At 67.2% G+C, this 21,667-nt stretch carries 21 protein-coding genes; 2 read left to right on the forward strand and 19 right to left on the reverse strand.

Going from position 1 to position 21,667, the window contains the following annotated elements; genetic code table 11:
• Nucleotides 1–26: 26 nt before the first annotated feature.
• The 11 genes from trpA to VHA82_RS19915 all read right to left on the reverse strand — a co-directional run bounded on the left by trpA (nt 27) and on the right by VHA82_RS19915 (nt 12,618).
• Nucleotides 27–836, reverse strand: a complete 810-nt coding sequence (gene trpA, locus VHA82_RS19865) for a tryptophan synthase subunit alpha (RefSeq protein WP_325546884.1) — start codon at nt 834–836, stop codon at nt 27–29.
• Nucleotides 833–2,092, reverse strand: a complete 1,260-nt coding sequence (gene trpB, locus VHA82_RS19870; RefSeq protein ID WP_325546885.1) for a tryptophan synthase subunit beta — start codon at nt 2,090–2,092, stop codon at nt 833–835. Before trpB ends, trpA begins: the two co-directional genes overlap by 4 nt.
• Nucleotides 2,070–2,804 carry a phosphoribosylanthranilate isomerase gene (locus tag VHA82_RS19875; protein ID WP_325546886.1) on the reverse strand — a complete coding sequence of 245 codons (735 nt, stop codon included), beginning with the start codon at nt 2,802–2,804 and terminating at the stop codon, nt 2,070–2,072. The genes trpB and VHA82_RS19875 overlap by 23 nt, the downstream gene beginning before the upstream one ends.
• Nucleotides 2,801–3,589, reverse strand: a complete 789-nt coding sequence (gene truA, locus VHA82_RS19880; protein WP_325546887.1) for a tRNA pseudouridine(38-40) synthase TruA — start codon at nt 3,587–3,589, stop codon at nt 2,801–2,803. The genes VHA82_RS19875 and truA overlap by 4 nt, the downstream gene beginning before the upstream one ends.
• 55 nt (nt 3,590–3,644) lie before the next feature.
• Entirely contained in the window at nt 3,645–6,566 is a 2,922-nt protein-coding gene (locus tag VHA82_RS19885) for a FimV/HubP family polar landmark protein (RefSeq protein ID WP_325546888.1), read from the reverse strand.
• 435 nt (nt 6,567–7,001) lie between these two features.
• A complete protein-coding gene (gene asd, locus VHA82_RS19890) occupies nt 7,002–8,150 on the reverse strand; it encodes an aspartate-semialdehyde dehydrogenase (protein ID WP_325546889.1) in 1,149 nt (382 codons plus the stop codon).
• A 93-nt stretch (nt 8,151–8,243) separates the two neighbouring features.
• Nucleotides 8,244–9,338: a 3-isopropylmalate dehydrogenase gene (gene leuB / locus VHA82_RS19895; RefSeq protein WP_325546890.1), complete on the reverse strand. Its 1,095-nt coding sequence runs from the start codon at nt 9,336–9,338 to the stop codon at nt 8,244–8,246.
• Between the two features lie 23 nt (nt 9,339–9,361).
• Nucleotides 9,362–10,006 (reverse strand): 3-isopropylmalate dehydratase small subunit, encoded by a 645-nt coding sequence (gene leuD / locus VHA82_RS19900; RefSeq protein ID WP_325546891.1) that lies wholly within the window; start codon nt 10,004–10,006, stop codon nt 9,362–9,364.
• A 55-nt stretch (nt 10,007–10,061) separates the two neighbouring features.
• Entirely contained in the window at nt 10,062–10,187 is a 126-nt protein-coding gene (locus VHA82_RS19905) for an entericidin A/B family lipoprotein (protein ID WP_325546892.1), read from the reverse strand.
• A 16-nt stretch (nt 10,188–10,203) separates the two neighbouring features.
• Nucleotides 10,204–11,625: a 3-isopropylmalate dehydratase large subunit gene (gene leuC / locus VHA82_RS19910; protein WP_325546893.1), complete on the reverse strand. Its 1,422-nt coding sequence runs from the start codon at nt 11,623–11,625 to the stop codon at nt 10,204–10,206.
• 33 nt (nt 11,626–11,658) lie between these two features.
• Nucleotides 11,659–12,618, reverse strand: coding sequence for a LysR family transcriptional regulator (locus tag VHA82_RS19915; protein ID WP_325546894.1), 960 nt, complete (start codon nt 12,616–12,618; stop codon nt 11,659–11,661).
• A gap of 392 nt (nt 12,619–13,010) precedes the next feature.
• On the opposite strand from VHA82_RS19915, the gene VHA82_RS19920 reads away from it, so the two are divergent.
• On the forward strand, nt 13,011–14,144 hold the full coding sequence (locus tag VHA82_RS19920) for a hypothetical protein (RefSeq protein WP_325546895.1): 1,134 nt from the start codon (nt 13,011–13,013) through the stop codon (nt 14,142–14,144).
• Nucleotides 14,145–14,259: 115 nt separating this feature from the next.
• Nucleotides 14,260–14,742: a BON domain-containing protein gene (locus VHA82_RS19925; RefSeq protein WP_325546896.1), complete on the forward strand. Its 483-nt coding sequence runs from the start codon at nt 14,260–14,262 to the stop codon at nt 14,740–14,742.
• Between the two features lie 57 nt (nt 14,743–14,799).
• On the opposite strand, the gene VHA82_RS19930 is transcribed toward VHA82_RS19925, so the two are convergent.
• The 8 genes from VHA82_RS19930 to VHA82_RS19965 all read right to left on the reverse strand — a co-directional run bounded on the left by VHA82_RS19930 (nt 14,800) and on the right by VHA82_RS19965 (nt 21,625).
• A complete protein-coding gene (locus VHA82_RS19930; protein WP_325546897.1) occupies nt 14,800–15,411 on the reverse strand; it encodes a hypothetical protein in 612 nt (203 codons plus the stop codon).
• Nucleotides 15,412–15,643: 232 nt separating this feature from the next.
• Nucleotides 15,644–16,954, reverse strand: coding sequence for a citrate synthase (gene gltA, locus VHA82_RS19935; RefSeq protein ID WP_325546898.1), 1,311 nt, complete (start codon nt 16,952–16,954; stop codon nt 15,644–15,646).
• Nucleotides 16,955–16,970: 16 nt separating this feature from the next.
• Nucleotides 16,971–17,273: a succinate dehydrogenase assembly factor 2 gene (locus tag VHA82_RS19940; protein ID WP_325546899.1), complete on the reverse strand. Its 303-nt coding sequence runs from the start codon at nt 17,271–17,273 to the stop codon at nt 16,971–16,973.
• Between the two features lie 2 nt (nt 17,274–17,275).
• Nucleotides 17,276–17,980 (reverse strand): succinate dehydrogenase iron-sulfur subunit, encoded by a 705-nt coding sequence (locus VHA82_RS19945; protein WP_325546900.1) that lies wholly within the window; start codon nt 17,978–17,980, stop codon nt 17,276–17,278.
• 75 nt (nt 17,981–18,055) lie between these two features.
• Complete coding sequence (gene sdhA / locus VHA82_RS19950; RefSeq protein WP_325546901.1) at nt 18,056–19,864, reverse strand: succinate dehydrogenase flavoprotein subunit; 1,809 nt, start codon at nt 19,862–19,864, stop codon at nt 18,056–18,058.
• A 2-nt stretch (nt 19,865–19,866) separates the two neighbouring features.
• A complete protein-coding gene (gene sdhD, locus VHA82_RS19955; RefSeq protein ID WP_325546902.1) occupies nt 19,867–20,253 on the reverse strand; it encodes a succinate dehydrogenase, hydrophobic membrane anchor protein in 387 nt (128 codons plus the stop codon).
• A 54-nt stretch (nt 20,254–20,307) separates the two neighbouring features.
• A complete protein-coding gene (gene sdhC, locus VHA82_RS19960; RefSeq protein ID WP_325546903.1) occupies nt 20,308–20,742 on the reverse strand; it encodes a succinate dehydrogenase, cytochrome b556 subunit in 435 nt (144 codons plus the stop codon).
• Between the two features lie 97 nt (nt 20,743–20,839).
• A complete protein-coding gene (locus tag VHA82_RS19965) occupies nt 20,840–21,625 on the reverse strand; it encodes a GntR family transcriptional regulator (RefSeq protein ID WP_325546904.1) in 786 nt (261 codons plus the stop codon).
• Nucleotides 21,626–21,667 lie beyond the last annotated feature (42 nt).

The following is a 21,667-nucleotide window of genomic DNA, read 5'->3' on the forward strand; positions in this document are numbered from 1 at the left end:
GGGTGCACTCCTCGCGCGAATTCATCCTACGAGTCTAACGCGGCGCGGATGCCGCGCAGGAACTCCGCGAGTGCCTGAGCCATTCGCTCCCTCGGCTCGGCTTCCACCACCTGGATCACCTTGCTGCCGATCACGACCGCATCCGCCACGCGGCCGATCGCCTTGGCCGATGACGCGTCGCGAATGCCGAAACCCACACCCAGCGGAATCTTCACGTGCTCGCGGATGCGCGGCAATGCCTGCTCCACCGCCGCGGTGTCGAGGTGGCCCGCACCGGTCACGCCCTTCAGCGACACGTAATACACGTAGCCGCTTGCGATGCGCGCGACTTGGCGCATGCGCGCTTCGGTGCTGGTGGGCGCGAGCAGGAAGATGAGGTCGAGGCCGTTGGCGCGCAGTTTCGCCGCGAAGTCCTCGCATTCCTCCGGGGGGTAGTCCACGATCAGCACGCCGTCCACGCCCGCGGAGGCCGCATCGCGCGCGAAGGCGTCCTGCCCGTGGTTCAGGTCGTAGCGCTCCACAGGGTTGGCATAGCCCATGAGGACCACGGGCGTGGCGGTGTCGTTCCTGCGGAATTCGCGCACCATCTCCAGCACCTGCGCGGTGCCGATGCCGAGCTTCAACGCGACTTCGCCCGCGCGCTGGACGACGGGCCCGTCGGCCATCGGGTCGGAGAAGGGCACGCCGAGCTCGATCACGTCCGCGCCCGCCTCGACCATCGCATGCATGAGAGAAGGCGTGATGTCCGCGAACGGGAAGCCGGCGGTGATGTAGGGGACGAGCGCCTTGCGCCCTTGCGCGCGCAGCCGCGCGAAGGTGCCTTCGATACGGCTCATTGCCTGGACTCCTTCGGCTGGCCTTTCAACGAGAGCCCGCGCATCGACGGCCGGTCGTAGAAGTCCACGCCCGAAAGATCCGCGACCGTGCCGATGTCCTTGTCGCCGCGGCCGGAGAGATTCACGAGGATCTTCTGGTCGGGACGCATCGTCTTCGCGAGCTTCATCGCATATGCGATCGCATGGCTCGATTCGAGCGCGGGGATGATGCCTTCGGTGCGGCAGAGGTAGTGGAACGCGGCGAGCGCTTCGCTGTCGGTGATGCCCACGTATTCGGCGCGGGCCGAATCCTTGAGCCATGCGTGTTCGGGGCCGACACCGGGGTAGTCGAGGCCCGCGCTCACGCTGTGCGTTTCCGTGATCTGCCCGTTCTCGTCTTGCAGGATGTACGTGCGGTTGCCGTGAAGCACGCCCGGCAAGCCGCGCTGCAGCGAGGCCGAGTGCTTCCCGCTCTCGAGGCCCTCGCCCGCGGCTTCCACGCCGATCAGGCGCACGGCTTCCTGCGGGATGTACGGAAAGAAGATGCCCATCGCATTGCTGCCCCCGCCCACGCACGCGATCACGGCGTCCGGCTGCGAGCCGCACATCTCGGGCATCTGCGCGAGGCATTCCTTGCCGATCACGCTCTGGAAATCGCGCACCATCATCGGGTAGGGGTGCGGCCCCGCGACCGTGCCGATGATGTAGAACGTGTTCTCCACGTTGGTGACCCAGTCGCGCATCGCTTCGTTCAGCGCATCCTTCAGCGTCTTCGAGCCCGACTCCACCGGCACCACGGTCGCGCCCAGCAGATTCATGCGATACACGTTCGGGCTTTGCCGCTTCACGTCTTCGCTGCCCATGTAGACCACGCACTCGAGGCCGTAGCGCGCGCAGATCGTGGCGGTGGCGACGCCATGCTGCCCCGCGCCCGTCTCGGCGATCACGCGCGGCTTGCCCATGCGGCGCGCGAGCATCGCCTGGCCGATCACGTTGTTGATCTTGTGCGCGCCCGTGTGATTCAGGTCTTCGCGCTTCAGGTAGATTTGCGCGCCGCCCTGTTCGCGGCTCATGCGCTCGGCGTGGTAGATGGGGGACGGCCGCCCCACGAAGTGCTTCAGCTCGTACTCGAATTCGCGCAGGAATTCGGGGTCGTCGCGGTACTTCGCGTACGCGGCGCGGAGCTCGTCGATCGCGTGCGTGAGCGTCTCGCTCACGAAGCTGCCGCCATAAGTCCCGAAGTGGCCTGTCGGGTCAGGTTGATGATAGGAGGGCATGGGTGGACCTTGCGAGGAGCACGTCGGCGGCACGCACGGCCGCGACGAACCGATGGATCTTGGCGGCGTCCTTGATGCCTTTGAGCGCGGCCCCTTCGGCAGAGACCGCTTCGACGCCGGAACTTACATCAACGGCCAGCGTCTTGCAGCGCGGCCGCACCTGCACGATGCCATCGGTCACGTTGGCAGGCGTCAACCCACCAGACAAGACGAGGTGACAGTCGACGTTTGTTGGCAGCCGTGACCATTCGAAGGTTTTGCCGCTTCCGCCGTAGCCGTCGACATGCGCGTCGACCAGCACGGCCCGGGCTTGCGAGTGGAGATCGACGAATTCTAGCAAGTCGAAGGGTACCGATGAATCCAGCGGAACGCGCGCGGCGCGCATGTACGGCCGGCCCCGCGCGAGTTCCAGGCAGCGCTGCGGCGTCTCGTCGCCATGGAACTGCAGCAGCGCGGCGGGAACGGCGTCGCAGCCCGTGCGCACTTCCTCGTCGCTCGCATTCACGAAGAGCAGCACGGGCGTGACGAAGGGGGGCAAGCGGCGCGAGAGTTCACCGGCGCGCCGCGCGCTCACGCAGCGCGGGCTCTTCGCCCACAGGACGAAGCCGACCGCGTCGGCGCCGGCATCCACCGCGGCATCGAGGTCCTCCTCGCGCGTGAGCCCGCAGATCTTGATGCGGGTGCGATGGTCGAGCGGGCCGGGCGGGGTCATGGCAGTCCATCATACGCAGGCGTGCGCTCCGGCAGCGCCCACCGCGCGTCGTACACGGGCCCGAGGAAGTAGAGCCCGTCCGGCGCGAACGTGGGCGCCGCCGCATCGCGGCTTCGCGCGGCGATCACCTGCCCGATCCATTGCGGCGGCTCGAGCCCCTGGCCCACCGCGACGAGGCAGCCCATGATGTTGCGGATCATGTGATGCAGGAACGCATCGGCCTCGAAGTCGAAGCGCCAGTAGCTGCCGCGCCGCTCGATGCCGATGCGCTTCATCGTCTTCACCGGGCTTTTCGCCTGGCATGCGGAAGCGCGAAAGGAGGTGAAGTCGTGCCGCCCCACAAGCAGCGCCGCGCCTTCGCGCATGCGGTCCGCATCGAGCGCGCGGAAGACCCAGCCCACGCGGCCCGCGTCCACGCTCGGGCGCACCGGGCTTTCGAGCAGCACGTAGGCATAGCGGCGCGACGTGGCGCTGTTGCGCGCGTGGAAGGCATCGGGCACTTCGCGAGCCCATTGCACGGCGATGTCGGGGGGCAGGAACGTGTTGGTGCCCCGCACCCACGAAAACGCCTCGCGCCGCAAGTCGGTGTCGAAGTGAACGACCTGCATCAGCGCATGCACGCCCGCATCCGTGCGGCCCGCGCACAGCGTGGCGACGCGCCCCGGCCGCGCGCAAAAGCGCGCCAGGGCCGATTCCAGGTGGTCCTGCACGGTGCGGGCGGAGGGCTGGCTCTGCCAGCCCTCGTAAGCCTGTCCGTTGTAGCTGATGCCGAGCGCGAGCCGCATGGGGCTGCGCGGGAAGAGACCGCGCCTTGAGATTTCCGAAAGACCGAAAGAGTGCCTAGCCGATCTCGGCGAGGAGCTTCTGGGCGCGGTTCTTGAGTTCGCCGGAGGCTTCCGCGAGCACTTCTTCCGCCAGGCTTCGCGCGCCGTCGGGGTCGCCGATCGCGTTGAACTCTTCGGCAAGCGCGAGCTTGGTGGCAAGCGGATCGCCGTCGCCCGACTCCGGCTCGAGGCCCGTCGTCGAAATCGCGCCCGAAGTGCTGACGGGACCGGCGTCCGCTTCCTTCTTCGCGCCCGGGAGGTCGAGCGAGAGGCTGCCGAGGTCGAATTCGATCATGCCGTCGCCGCCGGCCGGCGCGGCCGCTGCCGCGGCAACGGGTGCGGGCGCTGCCTTGGGCGCGGGCGCGGGCGCGGCTGGCGGGGGTGCCGACAGGTCGAAGCTGAGCGCGTTCTCGTCGAGCGTGAGGTCCGGTGCGTCCAGCCGTGCGGGCGGCTCGCTCGCCGCAACCGGAGAATGTGCCGGTGAGGGCGCCGACGCGGGCAGTTCAGGCGCGCCGAAGTCGAGGTCGAGCGCGGGCGGCGGCTGCATCGCCGCTTGCACCGGCTGCGTGGCAGCGTGCATCACGATCGTGGGCTCGCTGCCCGACGAGGCGGCGGCCGGTGCGGCAGCCGCCGCGGCCGCAGGCGGCTCATCGCCCAGCGAGAAGTCGAGATCGAGGTCGAGGTCCACCGCCGGGGGAGTGGCCGGCGCCGGCATCGCCTGCGTCACCACCGTGGCGCCGAAGGCGGCTGGCGCCGCTGCAGCGGCCGCTGCAGCGGCCTTGGCGCCCTCGTCGGGCTGGCCGCCGGGGCGATACATCGGATTGGCGGCATCGAGCTCGCGGCCCAGCTCGCAGATGTGTTCCCACTCGGGGCCTTCGCCATGCGTGAGGTTGTAGGCCTCGGTCGCGACGAGTTCGAAAGCCTTCGCGTCGCGCCGCTTCGCATAGATTTCAAGCAGCTTCGCGTGGATGGCGACGCGGCTCGGATTGGTCCGCAGCGCCTCCTTGAGGATTTCCTCGGCCTGCAGGTCGCGGCCGTAAGCGAGGTACACGTCGGCTTCGGCCACCGGATCGACATCGCCCGCCGCGTCGAGCTGGCTTGGCGAATACACCATCGACGAACCGGTCGCGGCGCCGCTGCCTTCGGCCGTGTCGATGCGCTGGCCGCCGCTCGCACCGAAGAACGAATCGGGCTGCAGCCGGCTTTCGAGGAAGGAGCTGTCCACCTGAGTCGCCTTGCGGCGCTGGCGCATCTTGTAGAAGCCGAGACCGAGCAGCATCGCGAGCAGGCCGACCGCGGCTGCCGGGATCAGCGGGTTGTCGAGCAGCTGATCGAGGAAGCTCGGCTCGGGCGGCGGGGGAGGCGCCGCCGCGGGCTTCTTCGGTGCCGGCGCGGGTGCAGCCGCCACCGCCGCGGCAGCGGCAGGCGCGCCACTCGCGCTCGCGGCCGCGGGCATGGCGGATGCGGTCGTCGCGGCGGGGGATGCGGAGGATGCGGGCGAGGTGGCCGAGGACGCCGCGGCCGATACCGCGGCCGCGGTGCCGCTCGCGGGCTTTGCGGGTGCGCTCGCGGAAGCGGCGACGGCCGGTGCGGCGGTGGCCGCCGAAGCAGCCGTCATCGAGGGCACGCTGGGTGATGTCGCGGGTGCAGCGGCGGGTGTCGCCGGTGTCGCGGGCGCCGAAGCGGGTTTGACCACTGCAGCCGGAGCCGCGAGCGGCACGGCTGGCGCGGCGGGCTTCGGCATGCTCGCGGGCGCCGCTGCCATCGGCGTGGCGATCGCCGGCCGTGCGCCGCTTGCCGAGCCGGTCGCGGGCGGTGCGCCCGCTGGCGCGGTCGCGCCGGTCGACTTGCCGAGCTTGTTGAGATCGGTGATGTTCTTGTTCAGCTCCGCGACGCGGCTGGCCGCTTCCTGGGCGGCGCGCTGCTGCGCGATCCGGTCGGCGCTGGCCGGACCCCTGGAGCTCGCGACCGCGCCCTTCGAGAGGGTCAGCTTGTCCGGGCTCGCGGCGGCCGGGCCCTTCTCCTGGATCTGCGTCGTGACCTTGCCGGAGACCACGCGATCGCCACTACGCATGTCGCGCACCGGCAGGCCTTCGGCGAGGCGGCGGCGGAATTCGTTGAAGTCGCGCGTCTGGGCAACGAGGACCTGCTCCGCTTCCTTCGCGCCGACCTGCGCGGCCTGGCCGGAGGAAGGAATCTCGAGCACCGCGCCCGCCTTCAGGCGGTTCACATTGTTGCCGGCGAATGCGGCCGGGTTCATGCGCAGCAGCGCAATGAGCATCTGGTCCAGAGAGATGCTCGGGGGCTTGTTCGCGTTGGCGATGCGCGTGGCGTTGTCGCCTTCTTTCACGGTGACGCGCCGGCCGTCGGCCGAAGCCGTCGGTGCGGGAGCCGGTGCGGGTGCCGCGCGCGCCACGGGGGAAGGCGCGGGACGGGTCGCGGCGCGGGTCGCGGGCGTGCGCGACACGGCGGGACCCGCGGCCGGCGCCGAGGGTGCGCGCGCGACCGGTGCGGCGGGCGTCACCGCCGGGGCGCGCGCCACAGGTGCCGTCTGCGCCTGCGAGGGAGCGGGGGTGATCTGCGCGGCGAGCGGCGCCGCGGGACGCCGCAGATTCGGCGGATCGAAAAGCATCGTGTAGTCGCGCACGATGCGTCCGGACGACCAGCTGGTTTCCAGCAGCAGGTCCACGAAGGGCTCGGTGATGGTCCTGTCGCTGGTCAGCTGCAGGAAATAGCGGCCGTCCGGCCGACGCTGCAAGGTGATGTTGACGTTTTGCAGCGTCGGATTGAATTCGAGTCCGGCGGCGCGAAACGCTTCCGGGCCGGCCACGCGCGCCCTGAGGCTCGCGACTTCTTCCGCGTTGATGTCGGCGATGTCGATTTCCACGCGCAAGGGCTCTCCGAGCGCGGACTGCACGGAAACACGGCCCAGAGCCATTGCCTGGGCATCGCCAGCGGCAACGCCGAGCGCAAGTGCAGCCGCGAACGCGAGTGCCGAAACCCGCGCGTACGGTGTGCTTGTCGATCCAGGCGTCCCCACTGCTCGGTCCTGAAGCAGTCTTGTTCTCTTCATGCGGCTCTTCGCCCAGAGGCTAATTTGCGAAAAATGACCATAGCATCAATGTCTTAGACTGACAAGCTGAGACACCTTTTAAGTTCGGACGCGGCCCCCGGGCCTTGAGGGCAGTCCCAATCCTTGTTGTGATGCGACAACGGCCTGTAACGCGAGGCTACAGGCCGTTGGAGAAGCGTCCCGCGCGGGGACGGATTATGGGGGCTCGACGGGAAAGCCGCGTAGCGACTTTCCAGGGGGCCTCGATCGGCGAGAGATTCGGGCGAGAGATGCAGGCGACGATGTAATGCCGCAACGCGCCTATGCGTCCAGCAGGATGCGCAGCATGCGCCGCAGCGGCTCCGCCGCGCCCCAGAGCAGCTGGTCGCCGATGGTGTAGGCCCCGACGTATTCGGGTCCCATCGCGAGCTTGCGGATGCGGCCCACGGGGATGTCGAGCGTTCCCGTGACGGCCACGGGCGTGAGGCCCGCGAGCGTGGCTTCGCGCGTGTTGGGCACCACCTTCGCCCATTCGTTGTCGGCCGCGATCATCGCTTCGATATCGGCAACGGGCACGTCCTTCTTCAGCTTGAAGGTGAGCGCCTGGCTGTGGCAGCGCATCGTTCCCACGCGCACACAGAAGCCGTCGACCGGAACCGCCGGTGCACCGAAGCCCGGACCCTGTCCCAGGATCTTGTTCGTCTCCGCGCCCGCCTTCCATTCCTCGCGCGAGACACCCGCGCCGAGGTCCTTGTCGATCCAGGGGATGAGCGAGCCGGCCAGCGGCACGCCGAAGTGCTCGGTCTCGCTCGCGCCCATGTGCTGCTGGCGCGCCAGCACCTTCCGGTCGATTTCGAGGATCGCGGACTTCGGATCGTCCAGCAGCGAGCGCACTTCGGCGTTCAGCGTGCCGAATTGGGTGAGGAGTTCGCGCATGTGCTGCGCGCCGCCGCCCGAGGCGGCCTGGTACGTCATCGACGTCATCCACTCCACGAGCCCCGCCTTGTAGAGGGCGCCGACGCCCATCAGCATGCAGCTCACGGTGCAGTTGCCGCCGATCCAGTTGCGGCCGCCGCGCGAGAGCCCGTCCCTGATCACCGGCATGTTCACGGGGTCGAGGACGATCACGGCGTCGTCCTTCATGCGCAGCGTGGAGGCCGCGTCGATCCAGTGGCCGTTCCAGCCGGCCGCGCGCAGCTTCGCGAAGACTTCGGTCGTGTAGTCGCCGCCTTGCGCGGTGATCACGATGTCGCACTTCCTGAGCTCCGCGATGTCGAAGGCGTCCTTCAGCACGGCCTCGTTCTTCGCCTGCGCGGGCGCCTTGCCGCCGGCGTTCGAAGTCGAGAAGAAGACGGGCTCGATCAGGCCGAAGTCGCCTTCGGCCTGCATGCGGTCCACGAGGACCGAGCCGACCATGCCGCGCCAGCCGACGAGGCCGACGAGGGGTTGATTTGCCTTGCTGAGATTCATGTCGTGCGCCTTTGCGGTTAGGGAAGGTTCCTCTTCGCCCCGGCTCGTCTGGCGGCCGGGTGGGAAGGGGGCGCGCGACGAACCGGAGCTTTGCTAGCTCTTGGTGGTAATGGTTTTGCGGGTGATCGCGGCCACGACGGCGTCGCCCATTTCACGGGTGCCGACTTTCCTCGTGCCTTCGGAATGGATATCCGCCGTGCGCAGGCCCGACGCGAGCACCTGCGCCACGGCGGATTCGATCCGTTCGGCGGCTTGGGGCTGGTTGAGCGAGAAACGAAGCATCATGGCGGCAGACAGGATTGTAGCCAAAGGATTGGCGATGCCCTTGCCCGCGATATCGGGGGCGCTCCCGTGGGACGGTTCGTACAGGCCCTGGTTGCTCGCGTTCAGGCTGGCCGAGGGCAGCATGCCGATGGAGCCGGTGAGCATGGCGGCTTCGTCGGACAGGATGTCGCCGAACATGTTGCCGGTGACGATCACGTCGAACGACTTGGGCGCCTTCACGAGCTGCATGGCCGCGTTGTCGACATACATATGGTCGAGCTTCACGTCCGGGTACTGCTCGCCGACTTCCGTCACGACGTCCTTCCAGAACTGGAAGGTCTCCAGCACGTTGGCCTTGTCGACGCTCGTCACCCGCTTGCCGCGCTTGCGCGCCGCCTGGAACGCCACGTGGGCGATGCGCTCGATCTCCGGGCGCGCGTAGCGCATCGTGTCGAACCCCTCGTCCGCCCCGGCGAACGCGCCGTCCGGCGAATGGCGCCGCCCGCGCGGCTGGCCGAAGTAGATGTCGCCCGTGAGCTCGCGGATGATGAGGATGTCGAGGCCCGACACGAGTTCGGGCTTGAGGCTCGAGGCGTGCGTGAGCTGCTCGTAGCAGATCGCCGGGCGGAAGTTGGCGAAGAGGCCGAGGTTCCTGCGCAGGCCGAGGATCGCCTGCTCGGGGCGGAACTGGCGTTCGAGCTTGTCGTACTTCCAGTCGCCCACGGCGCCGAAGAGCACGGCGTCGGCCTCCTTCGCGAGCTTGAGCGTGGCCGGCGGCAGCGGGTGGCCATGGCGTTCGTAGGCGACGCCGCCCGCGTCCGCGAATTCCATTTCGAACTTCAGCTCGAGGGCTTCGAGGACCTTCACGGCCTCGGCCACGATTTCGGTGCCGATGCCGTCGCCCGGCAGCACTGCGATCTTCATGAGGTGACTTTCTCTTGCGGATTTCAAAGCGTCTGGGAGAGCCACGGCTTGGTCGCGAGCCGGTGCGCTTCGAACGCCTGGATCTTGTCCTTGTGCCGCAGCGTGAGGCCGATGTCGTCGAAGCCGTTCACGAGGCAGTACTTGCGAAACGGCTGCACGTCGAAGGCGAGCTCGGTGCCGTCGGGCTTCACGATCGACTGGCGCTCCAGGTCGATCGTGAGCTCGTAGCCCGGGAAGGCGTACACCTCGTCGAACAGCTTCGCGACCTGCGACTCGGGCAGCACGATCGGCAGCACGCCATTCTTGAAGCAGTTGTTGAAGAAGATGTCCGCATAGCTGGGCGCGATGAGCGCGCGAAAGCCGTACTGCTGCAGTGCCCATGGGGCGTGCTCGCGCGAGGAGCCGCAGCCGAAATTCCTGCGCGCGAGCAGGACGGAGGCGCCCTGGTAGCGGGGCTGATTCAGCACGAAGTCCGGGTTGGGCTTGCGCTCGGCCGGGTCCTGCCCGGGCTCGCCGCGGTCGAGGTAGCGCCACGCGTCGAAGAGGTTCGGGCCGAAGCCGGTCTTTCGGATCGACTTCAGGAACTGCTTCGGGATGATCGCGTCGGTGTCGACGTTTTCGCGGTCGATGGGGGCGACGAGGCCTTTGTGGAGGGTGAACTTGTCCATGGTGTCTTTCGTGCGTCATCCCCGCTTTCGCCGGGATGACGCAGGTGGGTGTTGGTCACTTCTTCTTGGCCGCGTCCTCGATCTTCTCTCCCGCCTTCTGCACGTCCTGCCCGACGCCCCGGACGGTGTTGCAGCCTGCGAGCACGAAGCTGGCGGCCACGAGCGCGATGATCGTTTTCATTGGGTCTTCTCCTCTTTCAGACGAATTGACGAATATCGACAAAGTGCCCGTGCACGGCCGCAGCCGCGGCCATCGCGGGGCTGACCAGATGCGTGCGGCCCCCCGCGCCTTGCCGGCCCTCGAAATTCCGGTTGCTCGTGGAGGCGCAGCGCTCGCCCGGCTCCAGCCGGTCGGCATTCATCGCAAGGCACATCGAGCAGCCCGGCTCGCGCCATTCGAAGCCCGCGGCCTTGAAGATCGCATCGAGCCCCTCGCGCTCGGCCTGCTCCTTCACCACGCCCGAACCCGGCACCACCATCGCAAGCTTCACGTTGGACGCCACACGGCGGCCGAGCCGCTTCACCATCGCGGCGGCTTCGCGCATGTCCTCGATGCGGCTGTTGGTGCACGAGCCGATGAACACCTTGTCCACGTGGATGTCGTTCATCGGCTTGCCCGGCTCGAGCGCCATGTACTGCAGCGCGCGCTCCATCGCGCCGCGCTTGTTCGCGTCCTTCTCGCGGTCCGGGTCCGGCACGCGGCCGTCGATGCCGGTCACCATCTCGGGCGACGTGCCCCAGGTCACCTGCGGGATGATCCGCGCGGCGTCCAGTTCCACGACCGAGTCGAAGATCGCGTCCGCGTCCGACTGCAGCGTCTTCCAGTACGGCACGGCCACATCCCACTCCGCGCCACGCGGGGCGAGCGGGCGGCCCTTCACGTATTCGATCGTCTTCTCGTCCACCGCCACGAGCCCGGCGCGCGCGCCCGCTTCGATCGCCATGTTGCAGACCGTCATGCGGCCTTCCATCGAAAGCGCGCGGATCGCGGAGCCCGCGAACTCGATCGTGTAGCCCGTGCCGCCCGCGGTGCCGATCCGGCCGATGATCGCAAGCACGATGTCCTTGGCCGTCACGCCGGGGGCCGTGCGGCCCTCGACCTTGATCAGCATGTTCTTCGCCTTCTTCGCAAGCAGCGTCTGCGTGGCAAGCACGTGCTCGACCTCGCTCGTGCCGATGCCGTGCGCGAGCGCGCCGAAGGCGCCGTGCGTGGACGTGTGCGAGTCGCCGCACACCACCGTCATGCCCGGCAGCGTCGCGCCTTCCTCGGGTCCGATCACGTGCACGATCCCCTGCCGCTTCGACAGGAACGGGAAGTACGCCGCCGCGCCGAACTCCGCGATGTTGCGGTCGAGCGTGACGACCTGCTCCTTGCTGATCGGGTCGTCGATGCCATCGTAGCCGCGGTCCCATCCCGTCGTGGGCGTGTTGTGATCCGCGGTCGCGACGACCGAGCTCACGCGCCACACCCGGCGGCCCGCTTCGCGCAGGCCTTCGAAGGCCTGCGGGCTCGTCACTTCGTGCACGAGGTGGCGGTCGATGTAGAGGATGGCCGTGCCGTCCTCCTCGGTGTGGACGACGTGTTCGTCCCAGATCTTGTCGTAGAGGGTGCGTCCCATGGAACTGCTCGTCTTTCTTGGGCTGGTTGAATTCTATGCGGCGGCCGCCTGCGGCTCGGCCGCTTCCGCGCGCGCGCCCAGATGGTCCACGAGCAGGCGCGCCGTGAGGGGCAGGGTGGAGAAATCGCGCGCGACGAGCCCGATTTCGCGCAGCGCCCACGGGTCGGTGAGCGCGATGCACACGAGACCGCTTGCGCCGTGCATCAATTCGAACGCTCGTTTCGGCATCACCCCCACGCCGAGCCCGTTTTCGATCATGCGGCACATCGCATCCAGCCCGGTCACGTGGATGCGCAGCCGGATCGCGCGGCCGGCCGCGGCGGCGGCGTCGCGCATCGCGAGGTAGATCGAACTCGTCGCGTGCAGGCCCACGTGGTCGAAGTCCAGCGTGTCTTCGAAAGCCACCGACTTCCGGCGGGCGAGCGGATGCCCGCGCGGCACGACCAGCACCAGCTTGTCGTGGCGATACGGCCGCACCTGCAGCTCGTGGCCCTGGCCCGCGCCGGCCGCGGCCGCGACACTGCAGATGCCGAGGTCGGCCGCGCCTTCCTGCACGGCTCGCACGATCTCGCTGGAGAGATGCTCCTGCAGGTCGATCTTCACTTGCGGGTGTTCGCGGCTGAACGAGCCGAGGTCCTCGGGCAGGAACTGCACGATGGCGGAGATGTTCGCGTGCACGCGCACGTGGCCGCGCACGCCTTCGGCGTATTCGGAAAGCTCCGCCTGCATTTTCTCCAGGCTGAAGAGCACCGAGCGCGCGTGGTGCAGCAGGCTCTCGCCGGCGGGCGTGAGGTCCACGCCGCGCGTGTGTCGGTAAAGCAGAGGCGTCTCGAGCGTGGCTTCGAGATCGGCCAGTCGCTTGCTCACGGCCGAGGCGGCGATGAACTCCCGCTCCGCCGCGCGGCCGATCGAGCCGAGCTCGCACACCGCCACGAAAAGTTGCAGCGAGGTGAGGTCGATCCGGCGGGCGAAGGAGCGTTCGGTGGGGCGCATGCAGGACTCGGGCATCGCGTGCAGAGATGTCCCAGCCACGATTTTGCTATGGGACGCGGGTGCCCGTCATCGTGTTGCGCGATGACGATCATCGTTGGAACGCAAACGCATCGGACGTTACTCAACAGGGAGGTCTGCATGAACAGGAGATGTCTATGGATTCCGGGTCGCTTCCTCCCGTTGTCCCTGGTTCGCCTTCGGAACCCGGCAGCTCCACGCCGGCCGCCGCCAGGGCGAGCGAGTTGCCTCCCGAGGCACCTCGCGTGAAGTCGCCGCCATCGTTGCAGGACACCTTTCGACCGTTGGCACCGTTTCACCGGACGCGCGACGCTGCGAACCTGGCATCCGTGTCGAGGACCATTCACCGAAATCGCAGTCTGCATGAGCCGGACTTGTTGCTTCGCACAGTTTTCCTTGCCGAAGAGGAGGTCATGGATATCGTGCGGCAACGCGCCGATGCCCGGCGCGAGGGCCGCCCGGACGACGAATTCGCGCAACCGCTGAAGCAAGCCCAGGCCAGGCTCGCCGCAGCGCGTCAAAGAGTCGAGATGAGGCCGGTCGCGCAGCAGGCGATCAGACACAGGCTGCGCCTGCTGCAGGCGGAATTCGACGCTGCGCCGGATGAGAATGCCGCCGAAGTGGGTTTTCGGCTGGGTCGACTGGGCCGCATCGAAGACGCGAGAAGGGTCCTTCAATGGGCCATCGACAAGCACCCGCCGGGTACGAAGGTCGGCGACGACTGCCGCCGACGAATGGAACAGTTGGACACTGCGGCGAATCGACCGGCTGATCAGGCGGCGAACAGCGCCGCCCCAGCCGGGCTCGACGCAATCACTGGCCGCATGAGCGACGCTTTGGAGCGCTGGCGCGCGGACGGAGCGAACCAGCTCGAATTCCTGTCGGGGCCCTTCAGGGGGGCGCTGTACACGGACGTCCCGGAGGTCAACGACGCCGAATGGCAGGCATTCACTCATTGCCTCGGCATGACACCGGCTCAGCTGCGCACTCTGCCCTTCAGCATCGCGAGGATTCTTCCCGACGCCGAGCGATTGAAGCCCGTTGCCCAAGAGGTGCTGGGCGCGAAGCTGAATGCCGTGCAAGCGGACTTTGACCGGCGCCCGGAGTTCTTTGCGGATCAAGCCGGACTGTGGCTGGCGCGGCTGGGGCGGCTGAACGACGCGAGGAAAGTGCTCGAGTGGGGAGCCGAATGGGGTGACGACGAGATCAAGGGAAGTTGCCGCGCGCAGTTGAAGCTGCTTCTTGGCGGCCGATCCCAGGTTTCGCAAGAGGACGAGAGCGCGATGACCCAGCACCTGGACAGTGTTCGCAAGTCCGGCAAGGAGATTTCCGAATCCGACTACCCTGAAGTGCTCATGTATGAAGAAGTCATGTTCGCCCACAACGCGCAGTGGCTGGCATTCCGGCATTTCCTCGGAATGGCGCCGGACGACTTGGCCTCGGTGCCCTTCGACATTTCAGGGATCATTCGAGGCGGCCTTTCCTCCGGTCTCGAAGACGTGGACTAGACCAGGTTTCATTCGGCACGGCCGGCGAAGCCGGATCCGATGGCGCAAGGGCGTCCGGAGATCGAGGCATCCATGCGGCATGGCATGCGATTCGAGTGGCAGCGACAATCGGCGCATGATGCGCACGCGATCCTTCATTCTTCCCCTGCTTCTCGCCTCCGCCGCCGCGTCCGCCCAGGAACGCAGGAACTGGTTCGATGACCCGTTTGTGCAGGTGACTTCCGCGATTCCCGGCTGCCCGGTGCCGCGGCCGCCGGGCATGACGGAGGCGGAATTCCGCGCCGCCGAACACGTGCGCGCGCAGCACGGCACCAGCTGCTATCACTCCGGGCGCTGCCGGCTGCCGAATTCGTATCTCTACGACAAGGAAATCATTCCGCGCGTGGCGCAGTACATCCGGCGCGATGGCCGCTTCGACGACACGAGCGTGTGGGTGCTCGGGGAGCGCCGCATCGTCACCTTGATGGGTTGCGTGAAGACGAAGGAACAGGCCGAGCAGCTGCAGCGTTCAGTGGGCCTCGTGGACGACGTGATGAACGTCGTCGACTTCCTGATGGTCGGCACGCAGGGCAAGCCGAAGTACGAGACGGTGCCTTAGGTCGTCCCAGGGCGCCTCGAGGCACCTTGGGGCAGGGCCGACCTGCGCGAAGCTCGGTCACTGCGGTGGATCGAGTTCCTCGGTGGTGAACGCTCGCCCGCCGATCACCTCGATGCCATCCGATCCCAGTTCGGCGACTTCCGTTCCCGACCTGCGGACCCCGTGCACGATCGTTCGCGCACCGGGGGCGGTCCCGAGTCCGTACGGCCGGTCCTTCGGAATCGTCACAACCGCCTGGCCCGCCGGCACCCTGATCTGCACGTAACGCTTGACATCGGCGGCGCGCTCCCCCTCCCGCGGTTCCCGCGCGCAATAGAGGAACCACGGCCCGTCCGACGCGACGACAAGGGTCTGGTCGCCCGGACATGCATGCATGCCATAGAGTCCCGAACGAAGATGAGCGAGTGTGTTGGGGGGGCTGCCGCCATCGGACAACACCGGCCTCAATTCGGCGACGCTTGCGTTCTCGTGACAGGTGCGATGGGGTGCTTCCAGAACGGTATCCATCATCGGCACCACCGCGGACACACCGAAAAGATACTGGCCGAGCCGGTCATGCCGGGTGAGGTTCGCCGTCATGCAGACCGTGAAACCGCGCACGGCGCGACGCGCTTCTGCCAACACTTCGGACGACGGGGCCGCGGGTGCAGCCGGTTGGCTGAGCGGCACGGACGCAATGGAGTAGTTTCGCACCCTTCCCCGGCGAAGGCCGTCCGCCGGAACGGGCGCCGAGCACAGGCTGAACGAGCGGGGTCGAGCCGCCCCTGCCGCGGCCCGCACCCGCTGGGCGAATCCGCGCTGAGCCGCGGGGATGAACGATTGCGTCGCCGGGCCGCCGGCGCGCACAAGTCCTTGCATGGGCCTGATCTTCTCGTCGAATGAACAAGCCCGCGATTGTGACTTATCGCTGGGCGAGCGGCATCACATCCCGCCGGGGCGACCCCGTGAAGAGCTGCCGCGGCCGCCCGATCTTGTATTCCGGGTCGCCGATCATCTCGTTCAGCTGCGCGATCCAGCCGACCGTGCGCGCGAGCGCGAAGATCGCCGTGAAGAGCGACACGGGGATGCCGATCGCGCGCTGCACGATGCCCGAATAGAAATCGACGTTCGGGTAGAGCTTGCGCGAGACGAAGTACTCGTCTTCCAGCGCGATCTTCTCGAGCGCCATCGCGAGCTTGAAGAGCGGATCGTTCTCGAGCCCGAGCTCGCCCAGCACCTCGCGGCAGGTCTCCTGCATCAGCTTGGCACGCGGGTCGTAGTTCTTGTAGACGCGGTGGCCGAAGCCCATCAGCTTGATGCCGGAATTCTTGTCCTTCACCTTCGCGACGAACTCGCCGATCTTCGCGACGCCGCCCATCTGCTGGATGTCCTCCAGCATGTTGAGCGCGGCTTCGTTGGCGCCGCCGTGCGCGGGCCCCCACAGGCATGCGACGCCGGCCGCGATGGCCGCGAAGGGGTTGGTGCCCGACGAGCCGCACAGCCGCACGGTGGAAGTCGACGCGTTCTGCTCGTGATCCGCATGCAGGATGAAGATGCGGTCGAGCGCGCGCACGAGCACGTCGTTCGGATGGAAGTCCTCGCACGGCGTCGCGAACATCATGCGCATGAAGTTCGCCGTGTAGCTCAGGTCGTTCTTCGGATACATGTACGGCTGGCCCATGGCGTACTTGTAGGCCATGGCCACCAGCGTCGGCATCTTCGCGATGAGCCGGATCGCGGAGATCTCGCGGTGCTCCGGGTTGTTGATGTCGGTGCTGTCGTGATAGAAGGCCGAGAGCGCGCCGACCAGCCCCGTCATCACCGCCATCGGGTGCGCGTCGCGCCGGAAGCCGCGCAGGAAGAACTGCATCTGCTCGTTGACCATCGTATGGGTCGTGACGAGCCGCGTGAACCTCTGCTTCTGCTCCGCGTTGGGCAGCTCGCCGTACAGGAGCAGGTAACAGGTCTCGAGGAAGTCGCACTGCGTCGCGAGCTGCTCGATCGGGTAGCCGCGGTAGAGCAGTTCACCCTTGTCGCCATCGATGTACGTGATGGCCGACTGGCACGCCGCAGTCGAGAGGAAGCCGGGATCGTAGGTGAACATCCCCGTCTGCGCGTAGAGCTTGCGGATGTCGATCACATCCGGGCCGATGCTTCCGTGGTAAACGGGCAGCTCGACGCTGGGGCTGCCGTTCGTGAACGACAGGGTGGCTTTGTTGTCGGCGAGTTTCATGGTCATCTTTCCTGGATCAGTTCGATTTCCCGACCACTGGGGACGGCGCGGTCGGCCTGCGCAGCATCTCCAGCACCTGGATCGTTTCTTCGGCGAGCCCCGAGGCCGCCGCGTCCCTGCGGCCGAGCAGGAGCTCGAGCAGATCGTTGTCGGCGAGTTCCATCAACTCGGCCAGCCCGCGCGCCTCGCGCACCGTGAGGCGCGATTCGCGGGCTTCGAAGAAGCGCTCGATGAACAGATCGTTCTCCAGCAGTCCGCGGCGGCAGCGCCACTTCAGCTTGGAGAGGGCCCTTTCGTCCAGGAGCGCTTGGTCGTTCATGGTCAGACCGCGCGGCGGACCATCAATTCCTTGATCTTGCCGATGGCTGCCGTCGGATTGAGCCCCTTCGGGCACACATCCACGCAATTCATGATCGTATGGCAGCGAAAGAGGCGGTAAGGATCCTCGAGATTGTCGAGCCGCTCGCCCGTCGCTGAGTCGCGGCTGTCGGCGATGAAGCGGTAGGCCTGCAGCAGCCCGGCCGGACCCACGAACTTGTCGGGGTTCCACCAGAAGCTCGGGCAGGAAGTCGAGCAGCTCGCGCAGAGGATGCACTCGTAGAGGCCGTTCAGTTCCTCGCGCTCCTCGGGGAACTGCAGCCGCTCCTTCTCGGGCGGGATCGTCTCGTTCACGAGGTAAGGCTTGATGGAGTGGTACTGCTTGAAGAAGTCGGTCATGTCCACGATCAGGTCGCGGATCACGGGCAGCCCCGGCAGCGGCTTCAGCACGACCGGGTCCTTCAGCGTGCGCAGGTTGGTGAGGCACGCGAGGCCGTTCTTGCCGTTGATGTTCATGGCATCCGACCCGCACACGCCTTCGCGGCAGGAACGGCGGAAGGCGATCGACGGGTCCTGCGCCTTCAGCTTCATCAGGGCGTCGAGCAGCATGCGCTCGTCGCCCTGGAGCTCGATTTCCACCGACTGCATGTACGGCTTGGCATCGCGGTCGGGGTCGTAGCGGTAGATCTGGAAAGTGCGCTTCTGCATGAGTGTCCCGTGATTCGAATCTAGGCGGTTTCGCGCCGTGGCGATAGTACGTACAAGAACCTAACTTGACGCGGGTCAGAACGTGCGGACCTTGGGCGGCACGCTTTGCACCGACAGGGGCTGCAGCTTCACCGGCTTGTAGTCGAGGCGGTTGCCGTCGCGGTACCAGAGAGAATGCTTCATCCAGTTCGCGTCGTCGCGCCCGAGCGGCGCCACCGGATCGTCCGCGGGGCGTTCGTAGTCCATCACCGTGTGCGCGCCGCGGCATTCCTTGCGGGCGGCGGCCGATTCGATGGTGGCCTGCGCCACCTCGATCAGGTTCTCGACTTCGATCGCCTCGACCCGGGCGGTGTTGAAAACGCGCGACTTGTCTGCGAGGCCGATCGCGTTCACGCGTTCGCGGATGGCGGCGACCTTGCGGCAGCCGTCGTCCAGCCCGGCTTGCGTGCGGAACACGCCGGCGTGCGACTGCATCGTGGCGCGGATGTCGTTCGCCACGTCCTGCGCGTACTCGCCCGCGCCCGATGCTTCCAGGCGGTTCAGGCGCTCGAGCGTGCGCTCGGCCGCGTTCGCGGGGAGGTCCTTGTGCGCCTTCGTGCGGCTCGCGAATTCGACGATGTGGTTGCCCGCGGCCCGGCCGAACACCAGCAGGTCGAGCAGCGAATTGGTGCCCAGGCGATTGGCGCCGTGCACGCTCACGCAGGAGCATTCGCCCACCGCGTAGAGACCGTTCACGACCGAGTTGTCGTCGCCGCCTTTCTGGATCACGACCTGGCCGTGGATGTTGGTCGGCACGCCGCCCATCTGGTAGTGGATCGTCGGCACGACGGGGATGGGCTCCTTCGTGATGTCGACGTTGGCGAAGTTGATGCCGATCTCGTACACCGAGGGCAGGCGCTTGTGGATCGTCTCGGCCCCGAGGTGGTCGAGCTTCAGCATCACGTAGTCCTTGTTCGGACCGCAGCCGCGGCCTTCCTTGATCTCCTGGTCCATCGAGCGCGAGACGAAGTCGCGCGGCGCGAGGTCCTTCAGCGTCGGCGCGTAGCGTTCCATGAAGCGCTCGCCGTTGCTGTTCAGCAGGATCGCGCCTTCGCCGCGGCAGCCTTCCGTGAGCAGCACGCCCGCGCCGGCGACGCCGGTCGGATGGAACTGCCAGAACTCCATGTCTTCCAGCGGGATGCCCGCGCGAGCGGCCATGCCGAGGCCGTCGCCGGTATTGATGAAGGCATTGGTGGAAGCCGCGTAGATGCGCCCCGCGCCGCCGGTGGCGAGCAGCACGGTCTTCGCGTGCAGCACGTAGAGGTCGCCGGTTTCCATTTCGAGCGCGGTCATCCCGACCACGTCGCCTTCGGCATCGCGCACGAGGTCGAGCGCCATCCATTCGACGAAGAACGATGTCTTCGCGCGGACGTTTTGCTGGTAGAGCGTGTGCAGCATCGCGTGGCCCGTGCGGTCCGCCGCGGCGCAGGCGCGCTGCACCGGCTTTTCGCCGTAGTTGGCGGTGTGGCCGCCGAAGGGGCGCTGGTAGATCGTGCCGTCGGGGTTGCGGTCGAACGGCATGCCGAAGTGTTCGAGCTCGTAGACGACCTTGGGCGCCTCGCGGCACATGAACTCGATCGCGTCCTGGTCGCCGAGCCAGTCGGAGCCCTTCACGGTATCGTAGAAGTGGTAGTGCCAGTTGTCCTCGCTCATGTTGCCGAGCGAAGCGCCGATGCCGCCTTGCGCGGCAACGGTGTGCGAACGCGTCGGAAACACCTTGGAGAGCACGGCGACGTTCAGCCCGGCGAGGGAAAGCTGCAGCGACGCCCGCATGCCCGAGCCGCCGGCACCCACGATGACCACGTCGAACTTGCGGGTGGCGATGTTCTTGTTCGTGTACGTCATCCTCAGATCCTCCACAGCACCTGGAAGGCCCAGCCGGCGCAGCCGACGAGCCAGACGATCGCGAGGATCTGCAGCACGAGGCGGATGCCCACGGGCTTCACGTAGTCCATCAGCACGTCGCGCATGCCCACCCACACGTGGTAGACGATGCCGAGGATGGTCGCGAAGGTGAGCATCTTCATCCACTGCGGCGCGAAGATGCCCGCCCACTTGTCGTAGCCGATCGCGCCCTTCGTGAAGATCACCTGGGCGAGCACCACGAGGGTGAAGAGGGCCATCACCACCGCGGTCACGCGCTGGGCGAGCCAGTCGCGCGTGCCGTAGTGCGCGCCGACCACGATCCGCCTGGAGCCGTAGGTCGCCGCGGGTTGTCGCTGGGGAATGCTCATCGTTGTTCTTTCGTTGCCTTCATCGATACGTGCCCGGAATCGCTTCGCCCCGGGTCAATAGAGTCCGAACAGCTTCGCGCCGAGCGCGACCGTGAGCACCAGGCTCACCGCGAGCGTCAGCTTGGCCGAGGTCGCACCGCTTTGCTTGCTCACCGCGCGGTGGCTCACGTCCATCCACACGTGCCTCAGGCCGGCGATGAAGTGGTGCAGGTAAGCCCAGATGAGCGCGAGCGCGACGAGCTTCACCACGAAGCCGGCCGCGCCTGCGGCGAACGCGAAGCGAAAGCGCGCGAACGAGAATTCCGAGGAGAGCGAGGTGTCGAACATCCAGATGATGAACGGCAGCAGGACGAACATGAGCACGCCGCTCACGCGGTGCAGGATCGAAACGATGCCCGCGGCCGGCAACCGGTAGGTGGGAAGATCGGTGAACGCGTTGATGTTCCGGAATTCGGGTCGCGGTCGATTCGGATGGGCCGGCTCGGTCATGGCAAAAGCTTCTTTCTGTTCGCGGTCAGCCCAAAATTCTATTGCAATGCATCAAACCGACGCGCGCCGTGCGACAAACGCACCTGTCAGTGCAGCGTCAGTTCAGCTCGTTACGGTAATGGTGCGAGTCGGTGCGGTAGAGGCCGCGCCGCAGTTCCATGGGGACGTCGTTGTACGTGTAGGCGATGCGCTCCACGCCCAGAAGCGGCGTCCCGGGCGCGACTTTGAGCAGCGCGGCGTGCGACGGCTCGGCCGCCACCGCGCGAATCTTCTCCTCGGCGCGCACCATGCGCACGCCGAACTCCACTTCGAACATCACGTAGGTGGGGCCCCTGAAGTCGGCCATCTGTTCCGCGGTGAGGCCCTTGAACGCGTTGCCGGGCAGCCAGACGTCTTCCAGGATGGTCGGCACGCCGCCGAAGGAAAGCGTGCGCCGCACTTGCATGACCGCATCGCCCGAGCGCAGCGCGAGCGCGCGCGCCACGTCGGCCGTCGCGCGGACTCGCTTGCATTCGAGGATGTCGCGCTGCGCCGGGCCTTCGCCCACGCGGTCGCCGCTGTCGGGCACGAGCTTCAGGAACCGGTAGCGCACGTGCTGTTCCGCATGCGTGGCGACGAACGTGCCGCGGCCCTGGCGCCGCACGACGAGGTTTTCGGCCGCGAGCTCGTCGATCGCCTTGCGCACCGTACCCTGGCTCACGCGAAAGCGCGCGGCGAGCTCCATCTCGCTCGGGATCGCTTCGCCCGGCTTCCATTCGCCCGCCTGCAGGCTTTGCAGGATGAGGCCCTTGATCTGCTGGTAAAGCGGGCTGAACGCGGGCGTGCCGGGCGACGCTTCCGCGCCCGCGGCATTGCCGGGGGGAGTAGTGAGCGAAGCGGCCACCGGACTTCCTTGGGTGTCTCCTGCGAATGGCCCCTATCATAT

The sequence above is a fragment of the Ramlibacter sp. genome, from assembly GCF_035548915.1.
Classification (GTDB): Bacteria; Pseudomonadota; Gammaproteobacteria; order Burkholderiales; family Burkholderiaceae_C; genus Ramlibacter.